Below are 17871 nucleotides of genomic sequence, written 5' to 3'. Positions count from 1 at the left end.
GCCTAGCCGCCGCCTCGACGTGCCGACACCAGCGATCAGCAGCTGGTGAGCTCGCTGTGCACCGGGCCGGGGTTGGCGTTCACGGCGGTGCGCTTTTCGCGGTGTTCCAGGGCTGCGGACCACAAGGCGAGTCCGAGGGAGGAGGCCGTCATGAGTGCGCCGACCCAGTTGGGGGAGGTGTAGCCGAAGCCGGCGGCGATGACGAGGCCGCCGAGCCACGCGGCCAGAGCGTTGCCGAGGTTGAAGGCGCCGGCGTTGACGGCGGCGGCCAGGGTCGGGGCACCGTGGGCCTTGTCGATAACGCGCACATTCAGCGGCGGCACGGTGGCGAACCCGAACGCGCCGACCAGCAGGACGGTGATCGCCGCAAGCACCTCACTGTGTGCGGTGAGGGTGAACACGCCCAGCACCACGGCCAGTCCGCCGAGCGTGGTGTAGAGCATCGGCATCAGCGCACGGTCGGCGAACCTGCCGCCGAGGAGGTTGCCGATGACCATGCCGATGCCGAACAGGACCAGCAGCCAGGTCACCGCGCTGTCAGAGAAGCCCGCGACGTGAGTCATCATCGGGGCGATGTACGTGATCGCGGCGAAGACGCCGCCGAAGCCGAGCACGGTCATCGCCAGTGCGAGCAGAACCTGCGGTTTGCGCACGGCGGCGAGCTCGTGCCGCAGGTGGACGCCTTCGGGGCGGGGCAGTTCGGGGACGAGCTTGGCTATGCTGAGCAGCCCGATCACGCCGAGGCCGGCGACGAGGATGAAGGTGGTGCGCCAGCCGGCGGCCTGGCCGATGTAGGTGCCGAGCGGGACGCCCACGACGTTGGCGACGGTCAGGCCGGTGAAAAAGATGGCGATGGCACTGGCCTTCTTCTCCGGGGCGACTAGTTCGGCGGCGAGGACCGCTCCGATGCCGAAGAATGCGCCGGGCGCGAGCGAGGTGACGATGCGTCCGACCATCATCAGTCCGAAGCTGGGGGCGAGCGCGGACAGCAGGTTGCCGAGGATGAACAGGCCCATCATCAGCATCAGCATCCGCTTGCGGGGCAGCTTCGTGCCGAGTGCGGTCATCAGCGGGGCGCCAAACGCGACGCCGAGGGCGTAGCCGGTAACCAGCAGGCCGGCGGTGGGAATGGTGACGTGGAAGTCCGCGGCGACTTGGGGCAGCAGCCCCATGGGGACGAATTCCGTGGTTCCGAGACCGAAGGTACCGATGGCGAGAGCAAGAAGCGCCAGAGGCATGGGGTTAACCTTCCATGTTGCTTGAGCGAGTACCTGACGTCCAGGTCGCCGCCGGACTTCCGGGCAACAGCGCGCTGGAGGTTGTTGGGGGGGAAGCTGAAGCTGGCCAAGCTCGGCAAAGCCGAGGAGCGCGGCAAGGTCTTCGGACCGTTCGGCGCGGTCGCCGGACGGCGGATGGTGGCATCCAGGCTTCTTTGGGCTTGTCAGCCCACTCCTGAAGTAAACGCACTCAGGACTGGGCTGTCAAGCCCAATCCTCTCCCGTCGTCCAGCAGCTCGACGCGCTGGACGGACACCCCGTCGAGGTCGCTGCGGCGAAGGCCAGGGGCAGGACGATCCAGACGTGCCACAGGCGCAGGCCCCGCCGTTCCATGCGGCGTCGGGGCGTAGGTACTCCTTATCCGGAGTCCATGCCGGATCCCGGGACTAGGCCGCAGGAGCCCAAATATTGACCTCATCAGGCAGTGTCGGCAGAGGGCGGAGCGGACTGCTGGTACAGGGCGGTGTCCTCACTCGCGGACTGTGCCGTGTACGGCAGCGTGAGTGCGATGGGGTCGCGGGGAGCCATGGCCCTTTGGCCTCGTACGACGACGGTGTCCCGGAAGCCCGCCTCCAGCGGAGCGGCGGCCGCCGGCTGCACCGCGGCCTGCCCCGAGATCACCCCGCGCAGGAACCAGCGCGGTCCGTCCGCGCCGACAAACCGCACTATCTGGAACCCCTCGGTGCCGTTCGGGAGCTGCACGGATACCTGAGCCCGCAGCTCCCAGCCGAGCGGGCCCTCGACCTCGTCGACGACACCGCCCCGGGCACGTATACCGGTTGCGATCTCGGAGCGCACTTCGCCCCAGATACCTTCGGACTTCGGCGCCGCGAAGCCTGCAGTTGGATCGCGCTGTCCTGTAGTACAACGGTCGCGGCGACGATGTCCTCGCCTGTTACTTCGACCCGCAACTCCATGTCCTCGACCAGTGGCACAAAGAGCCCGCCGAGGTCGATTCTGCCGCTGTCGGGATGCGGATCGGCTGGGACAGGGGTATGACGATCCTCAAGGACCGGATCCGGGAACTGCGGCCTGCCTATGTCCCGGTCGCTCCGGTCTCCCGCACGGTCTATCGGCCTGGCGAGCTGGCTCAGTGCGATTGGGCAGCCCTCGGTAGCGGGAGCGGCGCAGGCCGAAGGTGCGTACGGTCTGGGAGTGCAGGGCCTCGACGCCGGCGCGCAGAGCGTAGCGGCGTTTCCACTCCTCGGTGTTCTGGTCGGCCCAGTTGTTCAGCTGGATCTCGTGGAGTTCCCGGGTGGGCTGCAGCGTCACCGTCCGGGGTTGGGTTGGGCTGTGGGTGCACCGGGGCCGCTCGGTGCAGGCCCTGCAGACGGTGGCGGGAAAAGATGCCTGCAGGTATGGACGTTGATTGAGTGTCAGGGTCTTCCCGGGCAGGCTCGTCTGGCCCGTGGGACAGGTCAGCTGGTGGGTGTCCCAGTCGGCGGCGAAGGCCGCCTTGCCGAAGGCCGGGTCCGGGGGCGCCTTGCGGCCGGACCCGGTGGGCAGCGGTCCGGTCAGCGTGACGCCGTGGGCCTGCCGGGCGTGGGGTAGGCGGCGTCCACCAGGTGCTCGCCGGGCAGCAGGTGCAGGTCGGCGAGGTCGGCGTGGATCTGGTCGAGGAGGGTGCCGTCCTGGACGGGGGCGATGGTGGCGGCGGCATGCACGACGACCTCCGGCAGGTCCGGGTCGCAGGCCTCCGTGAAATGTGCGCGGTACCCGCTCCACTCGGTGCCGTTCTTGACGCAGTAGTGCGCGTCGGTGTCGTAGGGGGAGTCGAAGCGCAAGCTGGTCGGGGGGAGTTCGTGGCCGTCGCGCCAGCGCAGCGAGCCGGTGGCATCCCAGTAGAAGTGGTGCGTCCACACCTGCCGGAGGATCTCGACCTGGCGCATGCGGCGCAGCCGGGGCGCTCGATGAGAATGAGACAGAACACCAGCAGCGTCAGGCAGATCACCTGAATCAGTGCGGCGACGCGGTTGTTCTTGTGGACGAAGACCGGGGTGACGGCCAGCGGGCGTTCGAAGTCGCTGTAGCGGCGTTCGACCCTGGATTGGCCGCGAGACCGCCCGGCCGACGGCCGTGGTACCGCTCGCCGGCAGAGCAGGCAAGCGTACACGCATCCGCGGCTCCCCTGACGACTGAGGCGAGCCCACTCCCGCCACGCCTTCCCGGCTTCGGTGCGGCCGTCGCTCCAGTGGCCGCCGAGGTAGGGCATGCACTCGTATACGACACAAGACCCGTACAGCCACTGGCCGGTCAAGAGATCGAGAAAACGCTGGATCAGAGGTAAGGCGTTGCCCCCCCAGGGTCATTGCATGATCGAGATCTGTCTGGGTTCGTCACGTGAGACCGAGGGCTCGTAGCGGCCGCTGGTAGTCGCGGCCGGTGTGGCGGAGGGCAGCGGCGATGTTGGTCTGACCGTCCTGGCGGAAGACGCTGATGGCGAGGTTGCGCAGGGAGGCCATGGCGCGGGGCAGGTTGCCGGCGCGGACCTTGGAGTCGTCCTCGCGGAACGTGCGGTCCCGCACGTGGTGCAGGAGGTTTTCGATGCCCCAGTGGCCTCTGATCCAGGTGGCGAGTTCGGTGCAGGTGGCGTCGAAGACGCTCAGGCTGGTGATCAGGTAGGCGCGCTCGATGGACAGTTTCCCGGTGCTCAAGTCGCGTCGCCACCGTACGACTTGGATTGCCTGGCGGGCGCCGGGGTAGTCGAGGTGGCTGAACGCGGCGACTTTGAGCCGGCGGATCTCGTCGCGGTGGTGGGCGTGGTCGCGAGTGCGGTGCCCGAGCGGGATGTCCCGCCAGGGCAGCTTCCTGACCTGGGCATACAGGCCCGGATGGTTCTTCTTCACGACGGCCACGTAGTGCGCGCCGCGACTGGTCAGATAGGCCCCGTGGTCGTGCTGGGTGTGCAGGGCGTCGGCGGTCACCACCGTGTTCTCCAGCTCGAGACCGTCCAGCAACGGCGCGAAGAAGGGGATCTCGTTGCTCTTGGAAGCGACCTCCCGCTGGGCCAGGACCACACCGTGGTGGTCCATCGCCGCCAGCAGCTGAATCGCTGCGGCCGTTGCGGTTCGCGATCCGCGGACCACCTTGCCGTCGACTGCGATCACCCGTCGCACCGGCCCTTTCTCCGCCTCCGGCTCGACCGGGGGCGGCGTTCTGGCTTGCAGATACGCGCTGATCGCCGCGTCCAGCGCGTCACCGTCCACACGCTGTAGCAGGCGGCGCACGGTTGCGGCGTGCGGCACCGGCCGCAGACCGGTAAGTGGATCGGCAGCGAAGCCGAGGACGCCCAGCACATGCTGCGGGGCATCCCTGATCCACTCGCTGATCGCGATGAGTGAGCGAGCCCCGGTCAGCACCGCCGAGACGGCTGCGCACAGCAACGCGAGGGCGGGATACCGCAGTCCTCGCGCATCGCGGGGATCGGCGACCAGGATCAGGAAACGCCGCAGGTCAGCGACATCGCTTGAGGTGAGGGGATCAGTCGGGGAGCCCAGTTGCTCCAGTGCGGAAGGGATGGGCGATGATGTTCGGGCAGGCACGGTCTCGCTCGGTTCTCATGGGTCTCGACAACCACATGATCACCAGCACCGTGCCTGCTCTGCTCTCCCGGGTCCCTTACCGCACAACAGATATGACGCCACGTCACTCATGAGACCGGCGAACAGGACCAATCCCAATCGTGACTGGTTTGGTGGTCAGGCTGGGGTGGGGATCCAGGCGCCTCGGCCGTCGAAGAGTCGGGTGATGGTGTCGAGCAGGTTGCGGCCCTGCTTGGCGGCGGTAGATAGGTAGCCGCGCACGGCGAAGAAGCGCTCGGCTCCGGGTGCCGTGCGCCAGCCGCCGGAGATCTTCTGCTGGATCTTGGCCATCCGGATGGCCTGCTCGCTGGTGTTGTTGTCGAAGGGCACCCGCCAGTCGAAGGCGAACCGGAGCACCTGGTGGCTTTCGGTGTCGAGGCGGTCGAGCAGGTTCGCGGCCTTGTCCCGTTTGCGGCGTGGTTCGCCGGGGGCGCGGGGCGGGTGCAGGGTCCGTCCGGCGGCGATGATCTCCTCGTAGCGGGCGGTGAGGCGTTCGAGGGCGTCGACGGTGAAGCCGGTGGCGTGAGGGTGCGCGGTCTGGATGTTCTTGATCTCGTCCCAGGTGTCCACCAGCAGCGCGGCCAGCTCTTCGGCCCAGTCCTCGGGGTGGCCGGCAGGCGCGTTGTCCACGACGGAGGCCAGTTCGCGCAGGTGGTGGGCATTGCATAGGGCGTGGACCGCGTCGGTGTACGTCTTGTAGGGCTTCCAGCCGTCGTGGACCGCGATGCCGGTGAAGTGCGGTAGGACGCCCATGGCTTCGAACGCCTTCACGCCGCGCTTCGTGTGGACCTGGTAGAGCGTCAGCGAGCGGGTGCAGGCGGTGTGTACCCAGCAGGTGCGCCCCGCGATCCGGGTGCCGGTCTCGTCGAAGCCGACCACCTCGCACTCGATGAGTTGCTGCCGCACGGCCTCGGTGTGCGGGGCGACTGCCTCGGCGGCCTGCCCGGCCCACCCGAGCAGAGTCGCGGTGGCCACATCCGCGTCCAGGCAGTCGGCCAGCAGTTCGGCGCACCGCTCATAGGGCAGGTGCTGGCGAGTGAGCAGGTAGACCGCCAGGCTCTTCAGCCGCGGCCCGTACTGGGCCGGGGCGGCGGGGGCGTCGGAAGGGGTGGCGGCAGCGTTGACCTGCCCGCAGGCGCAGCGGCGGTGTTCGATGCGGTGCTCGGTCACCCGCAGGCGGATCTCGGGCAGGTCGAAGACCTGCCGCCGCTCGATGGAGACTACCTCGGCCCCGGTCAGGTCACCCGCGCAGCCCAGGCAGGCGGTCGGGGAATGGACCTCGATCGCGTCGGGCTCGTCGACCTGCATCAGCGCGCCCCCGGCGCCGCCGCGGGGCTTGCCCGGGCCTCGGCCCGAGGGCTTACGTAGCGACGTCGGCCTCGCCAGCCCGTCGCTGGACGGCGGCTTGGAGGAGTTCTTCGAGTTCATCCCCAGACGCCGCTTCAGCTCACCGTTCTCCGCGCGCAGCTCAGCGATCTCGGCCCGGGCGGCCGTCAGCTCGGCCCTCAACTCGCCAACGAGTGCAATCAGTTCCGCGTAGCTCGGCAGCGGCGGGGTGTCGGACACGAGATCCAATGATCAACGAGTTGGACGCCAAGATCAACTCAGTGCGCCAGGACCACCAAACCAGTTACTCCCAATCATGCAATGCCCCTGGGGCCGACGGCGAGATCAAAGAACTGATCGTGGCGACACGGCGGTTCAGGCAGTCCGCAGGAATACCGATGAGTTTATGGCCGAACTCGCGGTAGCTCTGCTCGTGCAACGCCTCGAAGACCAGTTGTCAATCGGTGTCGTAAAGAACGCTCAGGAAGAGGTGTTGGGGCCCGCTTCGGAGGCTGTTTTGGGATCCGGTATTGTCGAGGGATGTCCCGTAATCTCCCAACATCGCTTGGATAGTCTAAGATCGCCTATCATCTCGCTCTTGTGTCGAGGGGTCACATAGCTGGTGAGACGTACCCGGAGCGGATCCGGATGGGGCTGCTGTCGCGGACCTTTACGCCCGAGTTGGTTGACTTTGTGGTTGACGAGGCTGGGGCGCGGGAGGAGCGGACTCGGTCCTTGCCGTCGCGGCTGGTGGTGTACTTCGTGCTCACGATGTGGCTGTTCACGGGAAACGGATACGGGCTGGTGCTGCGGGAGTTGGTGGAGCATTGGCCGCGTCGACGGGGTGAGGAGTGGCGGCCGGCCGGCACGGGCTCACTGACGTTGGCCCGCCAGCGAGTGGGGCCCGGTCCGCTCCGGTTGTTGTTCGACCGGGTCGCAGGGGCGAGCGGGAGTCCGGCCACCCCGGTGCCTTCTGGCGTGGCCTGCGCCTGGCTTCCCTGGATGGCTCCCTGCTCGACGTGCCGGACAGCGAGGCGAACGCCGCCGCCTACACCCGCGCCTCCAACGGAGGCGGCCCGGTCCGTATCCGCAGGTACGGCTGCTGGCACTGGTGGAGTGCGGCACCAAGGCGATGATCGGCGCGGTCTTCGACTCCTTCGCGGTGGGTGAGCGGACCCTGGCACGGCGCCTGCTGGTGCACCTGCACACGGGGATGCTCGTGATGGCCGACCGAGGCTTTCCCGCCTTCGGCCTGTGGCAGGCCGCCGCGGACAGGGGCGCCCAACTCCTTTGGCGCGTCTCGGACTCCTTCACCTTGCCGGTGGATCACGTCCTGTCGGACGGCACCTACCTCTCCCACCTCAACGGCCCGCGCGGGGCGCGGATCACGGTGCGGGTGATCGAGTACACGGTGCTGACCACCACCCTCGATAAGGACGGGGCGAGCGGGGAGACCTCCGAGCTGTTCTGTCTGATCACCACGCTGCTCGACCCGGCCTCGGCGCCCGCCCGCGAGCTGGCGGAGCTGTACACGGCGCGCTGGACCAGCGAAACGATCTTCAAACACATCAAAATCGAGCAGCGCGGCGGGCGAACCGCCACCCTCCGCTCGAACAGCCCCGCCATGGTCGAGCAGGAACTGTGGGCCATGCTGTGCGTCTACCAGGCCCTCCACCAGCTGGCCGCCGATTCCGCCCACCGCGCCCACCTCCCCGTCTCGCACATCAGCTTCAAGCAGACCCTCGCCGCCGCCCGACGCTCCGTCGGCGCGGACTTTTCCCCCTCGCCAGCTGACCGCCAAGGTCCGTGACGTCCAGGACGACCTGATCCGCGAGGCCGTCAAGCCCCGCCCCGGACGCGCCGCACCCCGCGCCACCAAGCGCAGCGGCACCGGCTACCGCAGCCTGCGACCCGACGAACCGGCCACCACCCACGTCACCCACACCATCGAGCTCCAGCTCTTCCCCCAAGACCAACGCCCCGCACCACCGAACAGCCCAGCCATCCCGCAGATCACCACATATGACGAGACGTCGCCTCCGCCTCGACAGATGGCATCAGCTGCCTAAATCAAGCGACGTTGCGTAATCTCCGGCGGGCGCGCGACGCAGGCCACGGCTCCCGCGCTCGGCTTCGCGCTCGTGCGGACGGGTTTCCGCTGCCGCGTCGACACAGCGTACGTATACATCCAGCGTGCGGACGCCCCTTACCTGGTGATACACCGCATCCGATGCCGGGCAGCCGAGGATCGCGGGACAGTTCTTGGCTCCGAGATACGGAAAACCGGTTTCCATAGTCGAAAAGGGTTACCGCTTCCTCGGCAGCACAGAGGATCGACGATGGACGTTGGCTGACGTATTCTTTGCTCTGAGTTCTCGAATGGACAACACAAGTAACCATCCGTCCAGCGCTGCTCACCTGTCTGAGGCAGCGTTCCGATTCTTGAAGGATGAAGTCATGGCGTACGATATTGAGAAGTCAAACGCCGAGTGGCGCGCGGAGCTCAGCCCGGAGGAATACAGGGTACTGCGCGGTGCTGCGGACGAACCGGCGTTTACCGGAGAATACACCGACACCAAAGAAAAGGGCGTGTACTCCTGCAGGGCCTGCGGTGCTGATCTTTTCACTTCTGCGGAAAAGTTCGACTCTCGCTGTGGCTGGCCGGCGTTCTACGACCCCAAGGACCTCAATTCGGTCGAAGTGGAGCAGAGCGGGTCCTCCTATCCCGTGGTTCGGTGCGCTCGTTGCGGGTCGTATCTTGGAGAATTGTTCGAGGGTGAGGGATTCGCGACGCCGACGGACAAGCGATACTGCATCAACAGCCTCTCCCTGCGGCTGAAGCCTGCCGATTCCGAATGATCTGGCTCAGCTCATCAATCCAAACGATGCAGGTCATGGAAGGCCTTTCCGACCTATGGTTGAGCTGGCGTGACGCAGGGTGAGGTAGCCCTTGTTCGCCCAGCAAGGGATTCGGGCGTGGTCGAGGGCGTTGAAAATGCGCTGTTCGCCGGGCGCACGAACGTCCTGTCAATGCGTCGCGAGGCCCCTAGCGGTCGGCCGAACGGTCAGCGATGACCTGTACGTTCGTGCCGTGCTTCCCGTGCTTCCGGGATCCCTCTGCGGACGTCGCCGCCGCGGACGGCAGCGGCCATCCGCGGGGCCGCGACGACCAGGTCTGCGTGATCGTGGGCACCCATCGCGCAGACCGGCATCCTGCGGGAGGAGAGGTCGATGGCGGTAGCCGGGTAGAGCTTGCTCTGGCCGGCGGTGAACGCGGCCACACGCGCCCCGTTCCTGTCTACGTCACCCAGGGACCACGCATCGCTTGAGGGCATCACGCTCCATCGCCGGCTGGGCGTTCTCCTTGCCGGGCGCAGCGCTCTTACGCCGCACCCGCTGCAACTCCTCCCGCCCGGACTTGCTCAACCCTCCCGTCTCCGACGCTTCGACGCTCTTCCCGGCCCTGGCGGCCCAACTCCCCAAGGCCCTCGCCGATCCCCGGATCCCGCGCAACCTGCGCGATCGACGTACCTGTCTCGGTCACAGCGCTGGACCGCGTCGCCGCCATTGACGGCTGGCATGACGAGCAGCGATCACGCCCGGACGAGGCCGCGTGAGCCGCACCGCCCGAGCGAAGCCGCACCCGCCGCGACAGCGCGTCTTCGTGTTCGACTCCGAGGCCCTCTCCAAGGCGGTTCAGGGCAATCGGGAGATGGCCGCACTGATCAAGACGGCCCCGCGGTTCGACATTCCGATCGTCACGTCGGGGCTCACGACCTTGGAGGCATGGGACCCTCGCGAAACGTCGAGGCAGGCACTGTGGGGCTGGACGCTGTCCCGGATCCGCATCGTGCACACGGACGACCGGGTGATCGCCCTGGCTCGCGACATGCTGAAGAAAGCCGGCCTGCATGGGCACAAGTACGCCATCGACGCCGTTCTGGCGGCTGTGGCTGGGCGGGAAGCCGCGCAGGGAGCTCAGACAACCGTGTTCACCTCCGACACCGACGACATGAGTCAACTCCTCGCGAGACACTCCGTGCGAGTGGAGAAGGTCTGACCAGACGCCGCCCACACACGCCCGGGAACAGGTCGTCGGCAAACCGGAAGGCGGTCACACCGTACGTGTCGTGCGGCTGGTCGAGCTCGCCGATGATGTTCTCCCGGCTGCGGACCCGGATCGTGACGTCGGGGCTGGCTCTCCAGGCGGCACCGCAGGAGACGCGGTTGCAGGAACAGCCACGGCTGCCGACGATGTCGGCCTCCATGTGCCCTCTGTCGGCGGCGGCAGCCGGGCCCGGGTGGTCGGTGTCAGCGGTGCCTTGGCACTGGCCCTTCAGAGCCCCAGCACCCGTGATCGACCACCGAGGATCCTACAGGGCCGGAACGCGGCCAGTACGGAGCCCCGTCTCCTGAATCTCCCCTGAACGATCAGGGAGTTATCGCCGGCCAGGAGCCGAACGACCCCCAAGCCCGCGAGGATGGGGGGGTCACCCGTCGCACCGGGCGCACAACCGAGGGGGGCAGTCCAATGTGGCGGCGGCCCGGCACGTCTTCGTCCGTCAGCCTCCGTATTGCCTCTGCGGGTAGGTCGATTCCGCAGTTCACCCCTTCAGTTGAAGGCTCCCCTCCCTGAAGGGAGGGGATTCTCCACCCTCCAGGGTTGAGCGGGGATGTACGGCTCAGGCCGCCTCTTGGTCCAGCGGCTCATGTGGTCTTACGCCCTCGACACCGTCCGGGTTCCAACCTGCCCGGACCAGCATCACGCGGGCGGAGTTCTTGTCCCTGGGGGACACGGCTCCGCACACCGTGCAGGCATACGTTCTCATCGAGAGAGGGAGTGCGTGCTTGGTTCTCGCCCCGCACGTTGCGCAGTCCATCGTGGTGTGCGCCGGGTGCACGAGACGGACGTCCTGTGCGTGCTTGCGGCCCATCTCGATCAGGGCACGCTTCGTCGCCGCGATGGCCGCGTCGGCTGCCTTGCGGGCCATGGTGGTCTTCGCGAGGAACTTCGGGCGGAAGTCCTCCACCGCCACTCCGTCATGATCGCGCATGACGGCCTTGGCCACTTGCGGCCGGTGTCCTCACGCTGCCGCGCGATCTTCCTGTGCAGCTTCGCTGCCTGTGCCTGCGCCTTCCGGTAGCCGGTGGATGCACGCTGTCCTTTCGGTCGCCGGCGCCGGGCCATCATCCGCTGGTACTTCGCGAGCCGCTGAGCGGACCGCTTGCCGTGTTCGGCATGCGGAAGGTCGTAGGCGTCGTCCGTGGTGGTCGCGGTCTCCTTCACACCCCAGTCCACGCCCAGGACGTGGCCGGTCTCCACAAGCGGCTCGACCTGGGCCGGGGCGACGAAGGAGGCGTACCAATGTCCGAGCGTGTCCTGGTACACGCGCACGCTCGACGGGTCGGCCGGAAGAGCCCGCGACCACACCACGCTCAGCACGATCTGGCCCGCAAGGTGCAGACGACCGTCCTTCAGACGGAAGCCGCGCCGGGTGTAGTTCAGGCTCGGCCTGGCCTCCCGCTTGCGCTTGAAGCGGGGCATCCCCGCCCGGCGGTGCTGCGCAAGCCCGTCCTTGACGTCCTTCAACGCCTTCGCCCGCGACTTGGCGAAGTCCCGAATCACCTGCTGCTGCGGCACCGAGGCACCCTCGGCCAGCCACGGCATCACCCCGCGGGCGTCGGTCAGCATCCTGTCCAGCTGCGCCGGACCACACGTCAACTTCTCGCCGCCCGCTCTGCTCTGCGCGTGGGCCTGCCGGGACTTGGCCACGCATTCGTTCCAGATCCAGCGGCAGCGATCCCACTCGGCTTCGAGTGCGCGCCGGGCTGTCTTCGACAGGCGTACACGGAAGGTGTACCGGGCATGCCCGGTGTCCTTCGTGGTCGCTTCTGTCGTCATGCATCCGAACCTACCCGGGAGGACTGACAGTTGAGAGTTCTTGACCGTTGTGGGCGGCATCACGGCCGTGCGGGGTGGACGCCGGATCGCCCTGACGGCGATCCGGCTGTCCCTGCCCTGCTCCGCAGGAGTCCGATTCCTCCCCGGCCTGAAGGCTGGGGCATCCTCGGAGAAAGCCGGTGAACACGCCCGGGACCGGGGCGGAGACGCTGATCCAGCTCACTCCGTCGGTTTCGGTTCATCGATCTTGGTCGGTTCGCCTGTGTTCGACACGATGACGGCCAGCAGCTTCGTCGGTTCCGTCGAGCTCGCGTTCTCCGTGAGCGCGTGGTAGGAGTTCGGCGGTTCGGCCCACTGTTCGCCGGCGCGGTAGGTGCGGACCGGCCCGTTGTCGAGCTGGCTGCGTATGGTGCCCTCGAGCACGTAGGCGTAGACGAACGCCTTGCCATGGCGATGCGGCACCGCGCGTGTGGAGGGCGGGAACTCGACGACCTCCGAGGTGAAGGTCTTGCCCGGGACATTCGGAAGTTCCTGCGCGAGCAGCACCTTCACCGTCTCGACGGGCGGCGTGGGGGGTGGTGTGAGTGGTGAGGACTGCTCAGTCCCGGAGACTGCCGCTTTTGCCACGGATGGCTCAGCAGCGGTCGCTCCCCCTGCCGCGGGGACGAAGGCGGCGGCCGTGGCCATCATGCCGACAGCCAGACACCGCACGGCACGTCGTGTTTTGATCATGACGCCGGACCTCCGGTCTTACTCGAGGGTCATCAACCAGCCGGCAAATTCCCCATGATCCGTGAGAAACCGCTCTCCCGCGACTTCGCGGTCATCGGTCCCGGCGGGCTTCACCGTACCGAGCCGACCTGCAGCACGCCGCGTCCCTGGTCACCAAGGCCCTGGGCCGGCTCCGGCTGGGCGCTGGCCGTCCTCCTGCTCGCCCTCGCCGTCTTCCTCGTACGTCAGGCGCGGGCGCACCTGGCCGCCCCCCGCACAGCATGCGTCGCGTACACGCACAGGCCGACCGCGCCCGCCTCCAACTGCGCCGCGTCCCGGAAGAACGCCGGATACCGTGCCCGCCCCACCTCCTCCTTCTGTGCCTTGAGGACGCCCCCGGCGTCCAGCACCTCGTCCGCGCGGTCGATGAACTTCGGCGGGGGAATCCGCCGCCCCTGCTCGAAGGAGGCGATCGACTGGCCCGCGTAGCCCGTGAGCTTCCCGAACTCCGGCCGTTCCGGGCCCGCCCGTACCCGCAGCAGCTTCAACTGCCGCCCGAACGCCGTCACCACGCCCGACCCCGGTTCGTCCTCCGGCCGCGGCCCGGCGTCCTCCCGCCCGCTCCCACCCTCGCCCTGCTCTACTCCGCCACCCTCGCCGACCCGCGCGGCGGCAAGCGGCGGCTGGACCTGCGCGGCCGCGGCACCGGCTGCTTCTACACCGCGCTGACCTGGCGCACGGGCACCAGCCATCTCACGCTGGCGGCCACGGCAGGTGAGGAATGGGCGGGTGGCCGGGCGGGCCTGGCCATCAGCCGGTGATGCGGGTCTTCCGGGAAGCCGACGCGCCGCGGGTGGACTGCCGCCGACACGGGGTGACGGTGACGGCGGTGCCCTGGGCCCGTCACGGCACCGGACACAACTACGCCTTCGATCAGCAGGCCGCCTGGATGGCCTCGGAGTGCTCCAAGAGCGCCACCGCGCTGGGGCTCCCGAGCTTCTGTGGTGGGTTTCATGCTTCGGACGATACTTGGATTGGGCTTGACAGCCCAGTCCCGGACAGCGTTAACTCCAGGAGTGGGCCGACAAGCCCAAAGCGACCGTCGGCACCAACCCGTACGGGAGCCCGGCAGCACCGCGTACACGGCGCCTGCAGTGAACCCCGACACACAGAGAGAGCAAGAAGATGAGCGACAGCAAGCTGTCCAGCGAAGATCCACGTACCGGAGCAGGGAAGATCAACAAGCTCATCGCGCTCATCACGGCTGTGGTGGCTCTCCTGGTGGGTTCCGTGGCCTTGAGCTCCGGAGCATGGGGTGAGAGTCGCGAGCATGACTCCTCGGCACTCCGCCCGACGTCGTCTTACCCGCAGTCTCAGCCACCCGCTGGTTTTCGGTCCAAGTTCGCGGAAGTGAATGGCTTCCGTATGCACTACGTTCGGGGTGGTAAGGGTTCACCTGTGGTGATGATCCACGGGTTCCCCGAGGACTGGTCCGAGTGGCGCAAGGAGATGGTTCCGCTCTCCAAGAACCACACCGTGATCGCCGTCGACCTGCGTGGTGCCGGCCAGTCCCAGGTCACCAAGAGTGGCTACGACGCAGTGCAGTTGTCGAAGGACGTACATCAGCTGCTGACACAGCTGAAGCTCAACAACGGCGTCCAGGTGGTCGCCCACGACATCGGTATGTGGGTCGCCTACGGCTACGCGGCGCAGTACCGCTCGGAGGTACGGAGCATGGCTGTGATGGAAGCTCCCGTCCCGGACAAGAGCATCTACACCTACGCCGCGCTCAACGCCGACCCGAACAGGCCCTCGCCGTGGCACTTCGGCCTGTTCCAGATGCCTCTCGCTGAAAAGCTCATCGCCGGTCACGAGCGCGTCATCGTCCACGACATGATGCTTGAGTACGTGAACCGCGACAAGTCGCCGTTCACGGCGTCGGACTTCGACTACTACTCCCACTTCCTGAAGGAGCCCGGCCGTGCGACGGCCTGGATGAACGTCTACCGTGGGCTCCGCACGGATGTTCAGCAGAACAAGGAGTTCCTGGCCCAGGGCAAGCTGAAGATGCCCATTCTCGCGATCGGTGGTGAGTACTCCTTCGGTTCCGGAGTCCCCAACCAGTGGCACGAGTACGCCGAGGACGTCCAGGGACGAGTCCTAGCCAAGACCGGCCACTTCGTGAACGAGGAGAGGCCGAAGGAAGTGACCGCCGCACTGCAGTCCTTCCTGCAGAAGTAACTCTCACCATCCAGGGATGAGCAACGGCCATCCCCGCGGACGGCAAGGAACAGCTCCGTAGACAGGATCGCGTCGGTGGTCACGAAAGTCTCCACCGGCGCGATCCCGTGCCGCAACGGTCGAGGGACCGGATGAACAGGACGTGGTTCACCGCCCGGTCAGGCCCGAGGCCGCGGTCGCGGCCGGCCGGCTTCAGCTTCCCCTCTACCCCACACAATCTCCAGCGCACTGTTGCCCGGCAGTCCGGAAGCGGCATGGACATCAAGTACTCACTCAAGCAACACGGAAGGGTTGAACCCATGCCCCTGGCGCTTCTTGCTCTCGCCATCGGTGCCTTCGGCCTCGGAACCACGGAGTTCATCCCCACGGGATTGCTGCCCCAGATCGCCACCGACTTCCACATCAGCATTCCCACCGCCGGACTGCTGGTCACCGTCTACGCCCTCGGCGTCGTGTTCGGCTCCCCGCTGATGACCGCACTCGGCACGAAGATGTCCCGCAAGCGGATACTGCTGCTGCTGATGGCCCTGTTCGTCCTCGGTAACCTGCTGTCCGCGCTCGCCCCCAACTTCGGGCTGATGCTCGCCGGGCGCGTCGTCACCTCGCTCGCGCACGGCGCGTACTTCGGCATCGGCGTGGTCCTCGCCACCGAACTGGTCGCCCCGGAGAAGAAGGCCAACGCCATCGCCATCACGCTCACCGGCCTGACCGTCGCCAACGTCGTGGGCGTCCCGCTCGGTACCTACATCGGCCAGGCCGCCGGCTGGCGCGTCACCTTCACCCTTGTCGCCGCCCTCGGCGTGATCGCACTGCTCGCGCTGGCCAAATTCGTCCCCGCCATGCCCCGCCCCGAAGGCGTCCACCTGCGGCACGAGATCGCCGCCCTGCGCAACCCGCAGGTTCCCCTCGCGATGGCGATAACCGTGCTCGGCTTCGGCGGCGTCTTCGCCGCGATCACGTACATCGCCCCGATGATGACCCGGATCGCGGGCTTCTCCGAGGGCTCACTGACCTGGCTGCTGATCCTGCTCGGCATCGGCATGGTCATCGGCAACCTCGCCGGCGGCAGACTCGCCGACCGTGCGCTGATGCCGATGCTCTACGTCGCGCTCGGCGGACTGGCCGTGGTGCTGGCCTTGTTCACCTTCACCGCACACAACAAGATCCTCGCGGCGATCACCACCATGCTCGTCGGCGCGTTCGGGTTCGCCACCGTGCCACCACTGAACAAGCGTGTTCTCGACCAGGCCCACGGTGCCCCGACCCTGGCCTCCGCCCTCAACGTCGGTGCTTTCAACCTCGGCAACGCTCTGTCCGCGTGGCTCGGCGGCCTCGTTATCTCCGCCGGCTTCGGTTACACCGCCCCCAACTGGGTCGGCGCACTCATGGCCGCCGCCGCCCTCGGGCTCGCCTTGTGGTCCACCGCCCTGGAACGCCGCGGCCGACGCACCGCCGTGACCGCTGACCCCGGCCCGGCGCCGAGCCAGCTCACCAAGCGCTGAGCCGCTGTCGCACACGACGAGCCCTTCGAGGACCAGGCTCAGCACGCCGGTACCGGTGACACGAACCCGGTCCGGGAAGACGGTCCTGGCAGACAGAACACCAGTGCCCACAAGCGTGACGTCGCCCGTTGCGGAGCGGAAGCCCCACCCGCTGGACAACTGAGCAACCAGGAATAGGCCCCGGCCATTCTCGTCGGCGATGCGAGCATCGCGCAGGCGCGGGCAACACTTTCCGCTGTCAAAGACTTCGCAGGTCAGGACTTGGTGCTGGATGAGCCGTAGCCGGATCGGGCTGGCGCCGTGGTGGATGGCGTTGGTGACCAGTTCACTGACGACCAGCTCCGTGGTGGACACGAGATGCTCCAGTCCCCATTCACTGAGCTGACAGGCGGTCACATGGCGCGCGGTGCAGACGACGGCCGGGTCAGTCGGCAGCTCCCAGGAGGCGATCTGTGCCGCGCTGAGTGCGCGGGTCCGGACAAGGAGCAAGGTGACGTCGTCGGACGGTGCCTGAGTCGGCACGGTTTCCATCACCGAGGAACACAAGTCATCCAAGGACTGCTCAGGCTGCGCCAGGGCGGTGCCCAGTCGGTGCAGGCCGACGTCGATGTCCTCGTCACGGGACTCGACCAAGCCGTCCGTGAAGAACGCAAGCCGGCTTCGCTCGGGCAGCTCCAATTCTATGGCGTCGAAGGGAACCAGCCCGAGACCGAGGCCGAGCGGCGCCCCAGTGGGCAGGTCGGGGAAGGTGACCTGCCCCTGCGGGTCGATGATCGCGGGCGGGACGTGCCCGGCCCGTGCCATCGTGCACCGCCCCGTGACCGGGTCGTAGACGGCGTACAGACAGGTCGCGCCCACCACCGGGGCCTGGTCCGCGTCGCCGTCTTCCTCGGTCATCCGCCGGACGCTGGCATCGAGATGGCCCAGCAGCTCGTCGGGAGGCAGATCCAGGTCCGCGAGCGTGCGGACGGCGGTGCGGAGCCTGCCCATGGTCGATGCAGCATCAATGCCATGTCCGACCACATCCCCAACGACGAGGGCCACCCGGGCGCCGGACAGCCGGATCACGTCGAACCAGTCGCCAGCCACCCCTGCGTCCATGTCGGCTGGCAGGTAGCGCGAGGCCGCCTCCACCGCGACGCCGCCCCTCAAACAATGCGGGAGCAGGCTGCACTGCAGCGCGAGGGCTGTCGTCGCGTCGGATATCTCGCGGGGCTTCGGCGGTTCAGCGAATGCGGTTTGGTCGGTGGTCGCCATTCCGGTTCCCATCACGTGCGTAGGTGCGAGGGAAGCCGATCTTCAGGAGGTCGGGCAGCGTCGCGTGGTGACCT

Annotated in this window: 14 protein-coding genes and 5 pseudogenes; 7 read left to right on the top strand and 12 right to left on the bottom strand. The window is 67.5% G+C overall.

What is annotated here, in order from left to right; genetic code table 11:
* Nucleotides 1-35: 35 nt before the first annotated feature.
* The 6 genes and pseudogenes from ACQEXA_RS56775 to tnpC form a co-directional block, all read right to left on the bottom strand.
* Nucleotides 36-1238 (bottom strand): MFS transporter, encoded by a 1203-nt coding sequence (locus ACQEXA_RS56775; protein WP_433134231.1) that lies wholly within the window; start codon nt 1236-1238, stop codon nt 36-38.
* A gap of 456 nt (nt 1239-1694) precedes the next feature.
* Nucleotides 1695-2317, bottom strand: a pseudogene (locus tag ACQEXA_RS56770) (DUF3710 domain-containing protein).
* On the bottom strand, nt 2283-2699 hold the full coding sequence (locus tag ACQEXA_RS56765) for a transposase (RefSeq protein WP_433134817.1): 417 nt from the start codon (nt 2697-2699) through the stop codon (nt 2283-2285). The pseudogene ACQEXA_RS56770 and the gene ACQEXA_RS56765 overlap by 35 nt, the downstream one beginning before the upstream one ends.
* Before the next feature lie 92 nt (nt 2700-2791).
* Nucleotides 2792-3166 (bottom strand): hypothetical protein, encoded by a 375-nt coding sequence (locus ACQEXA_RS56760; RefSeq protein WP_433134229.1) that lies wholly within the window; start codon nt 3164-3166, stop codon nt 2792-2794.
* A gap of 447 nt (nt 3167-3613) precedes the next feature.
* The gene (locus tag ACQEXA_RS56755) at nt 3614-4819 is read right to left on the bottom strand and encodes an ISAs1 family transposase (RefSeq protein WP_432920353.1); all 1206 of its coding nucleotides are present in this window, start codon (nt 4817-4819) and stop codon (nt 3614-3616) included.
* Between the two features lie 156 nt (nt 4820-4975).
* The gene (tnpC, locus tag ACQEXA_RS56750) at nt 4976-6424 is read right to left on the bottom strand and encodes an IS66 family transposase (RefSeq protein WP_432920114.1); all 1449 of its coding nucleotides are present in this window, start codon (nt 6422-6424) and stop codon (nt 4976-4978) included.
* Nucleotides 6425-6832: 408 nt separating this feature from the next.
* On the opposite strand from tnpC, the pseudogene ACQEXA_RS56745 reads away from it, so the two are divergent.
* The 3 genes and pseudogenes from ACQEXA_RS56745 to msrB form a co-directional block, all read left to right on the top strand.
* Nucleotides 6833-7102, top strand: a pseudogene (locus tag ACQEXA_RS56745) (transposase domain-containing protein); the annotation flags it as partial.
* 55 nt (nt 7103-7157) lie between these two features.
* Complete coding sequence (locus tag ACQEXA_RS56740) at nt 7158-7994, top strand: IS4 family transposase (RefSeq protein ID WP_433134816.1); 837 nt, start codon at nt 7158-7160, stop codon at nt 7992-7994.
* Nucleotides 7995-8641: 647 nt separating this feature from the next.
* A complete protein-coding gene (msrB, locus tag ACQEXA_RS56735) occupies nt 8642-9043 on the top strand; it encodes a peptide-methionine (R)-S-oxide reductase MsrB (RefSeq protein ID WP_359411014.1) in 402 nt (133 codons plus the stop codon).
* A gap of 206 nt (nt 9044-9249) precedes the next feature.
* Here msrB and ACQEXA_RS56730 read toward each other — a convergent pair whose 3' ends face one another.
* Both ACQEXA_RS56730 and ACQEXA_RS56725 read right to left on the bottom strand, forming a co-directional pair.
* Nucleotides 9250-9465, bottom strand: coding sequence for a hypothetical protein (locus ACQEXA_RS56730; RefSeq protein ID WP_433134228.1), 216 nt, complete (start codon nt 9463-9465; stop codon nt 9250-9252).
* Between the two features lie 22 nt (nt 9466-9487).
* Nucleotides 9488-9610, bottom strand: a complete 123-nt coding sequence (locus ACQEXA_RS56725) for a hypothetical protein (protein ID WP_433134226.1) — start codon at nt 9608-9610, stop codon at nt 9488-9490.
* Between the two features lie 187 nt (nt 9611-9797).
* Here ACQEXA_RS56725 and ACQEXA_RS56720 point away from each other — a divergent pair, with 187 nt between their 5' ends.
* Nucleotides 9798-10244, top strand: a complete 447-nt coding sequence (locus ACQEXA_RS56720; RefSeq protein ID WP_432920360.1) for a hypothetical protein — start codon at nt 9798-9800, stop codon at nt 10242-10244.
* A gap of 622 nt (nt 10245-10866) precedes the next feature.
* Here ACQEXA_RS56720 and ACQEXA_RS56715 read toward each other — a convergent pair.
* From ACQEXA_RS56715 to ACQEXA_RS56705, 3 genes and pseudogenes are all read right to left on the bottom strand, one after another.
* A pseudogene (locus ACQEXA_RS56715) lies at nt 10867-12086 on the bottom strand (RNA-guided endonuclease InsQ/TnpB family protein).
* 219 nt (nt 12087-12305) lie between these two features.
* Nucleotides 12306-12818: a cupin domain-containing protein gene (locus ACQEXA_RS56710; RefSeq protein ID WP_433134224.1), complete on the bottom strand. Its 513-nt coding sequence runs from the start codon at nt 12816-12818 to the stop codon at nt 12306-12308.
* Between the two features lie 224 nt (nt 12819-13042).
* Nucleotides 13043-13549, bottom strand: coding sequence for a helix-turn-helix domain-containing protein (locus ACQEXA_RS56705; RefSeq protein WP_433134222.1), 507 nt, complete (start codon nt 13547-13549; stop codon nt 13043-13045).
* Between the two features lie 68 nt (nt 13550-13617).
* Here ACQEXA_RS56705 and ACQEXA_RS56700 point away from each other — a divergent pair.
* The 3 genes and pseudogenes from ACQEXA_RS56700 to ACQEXA_RS56690 all read left to right on the top strand — a co-directional run.
* Nucleotides 13618-13773: pseudogene (locus ACQEXA_RS56700) on the top strand (ISL3 family transposase); the annotation flags it as partial.
* Between the two features lie 488 nt (nt 13774-14261).
* On the top strand, nt 14262-15038 hold the full coding sequence (locus ACQEXA_RS56695) for an alpha/beta fold hydrolase (RefSeq protein WP_356006332.1): 777 nt from the start codon (nt 14262-14264) through the stop codon (nt 15036-15038).
* A 299-nt stretch (nt 15039-15337) separates the two neighbouring features.
* A complete protein-coding gene (locus ACQEXA_RS56690; protein ID WP_433131772.1) occupies nt 15338-16540 on the top strand; it encodes an MFS transporter in 1203 nt (400 codons plus the stop codon).
* A gap of 150 nt (nt 16541-16690) precedes the next feature.
* Here the strand turns inward: ACQEXA_RS56690 and ACQEXA_RS56685 are convergent.
* Nucleotides 16691-17641: pseudogene (locus ACQEXA_RS56685) on the bottom strand (SpoIIE family protein phosphatase); the annotation flags it as partial.
* Nucleotides 17642-17871: the final 230 nt, after the last annotated feature.

It is taken from the genome of Streptomyces sp. CA-106110 (assembly GCF_050936285.1).
In the GTDB taxonomy this organism is placed as follows: domain Bacteria; phylum Actinomycetota; class Actinomycetes; order Streptomycetales; family Streptomycetaceae; genus Streptomyces.
The sequence above is the reverse complement of the archived record's forward strand: the minus strand, read 5'-3'. Positions and strand labels throughout refer to the sequence as shown.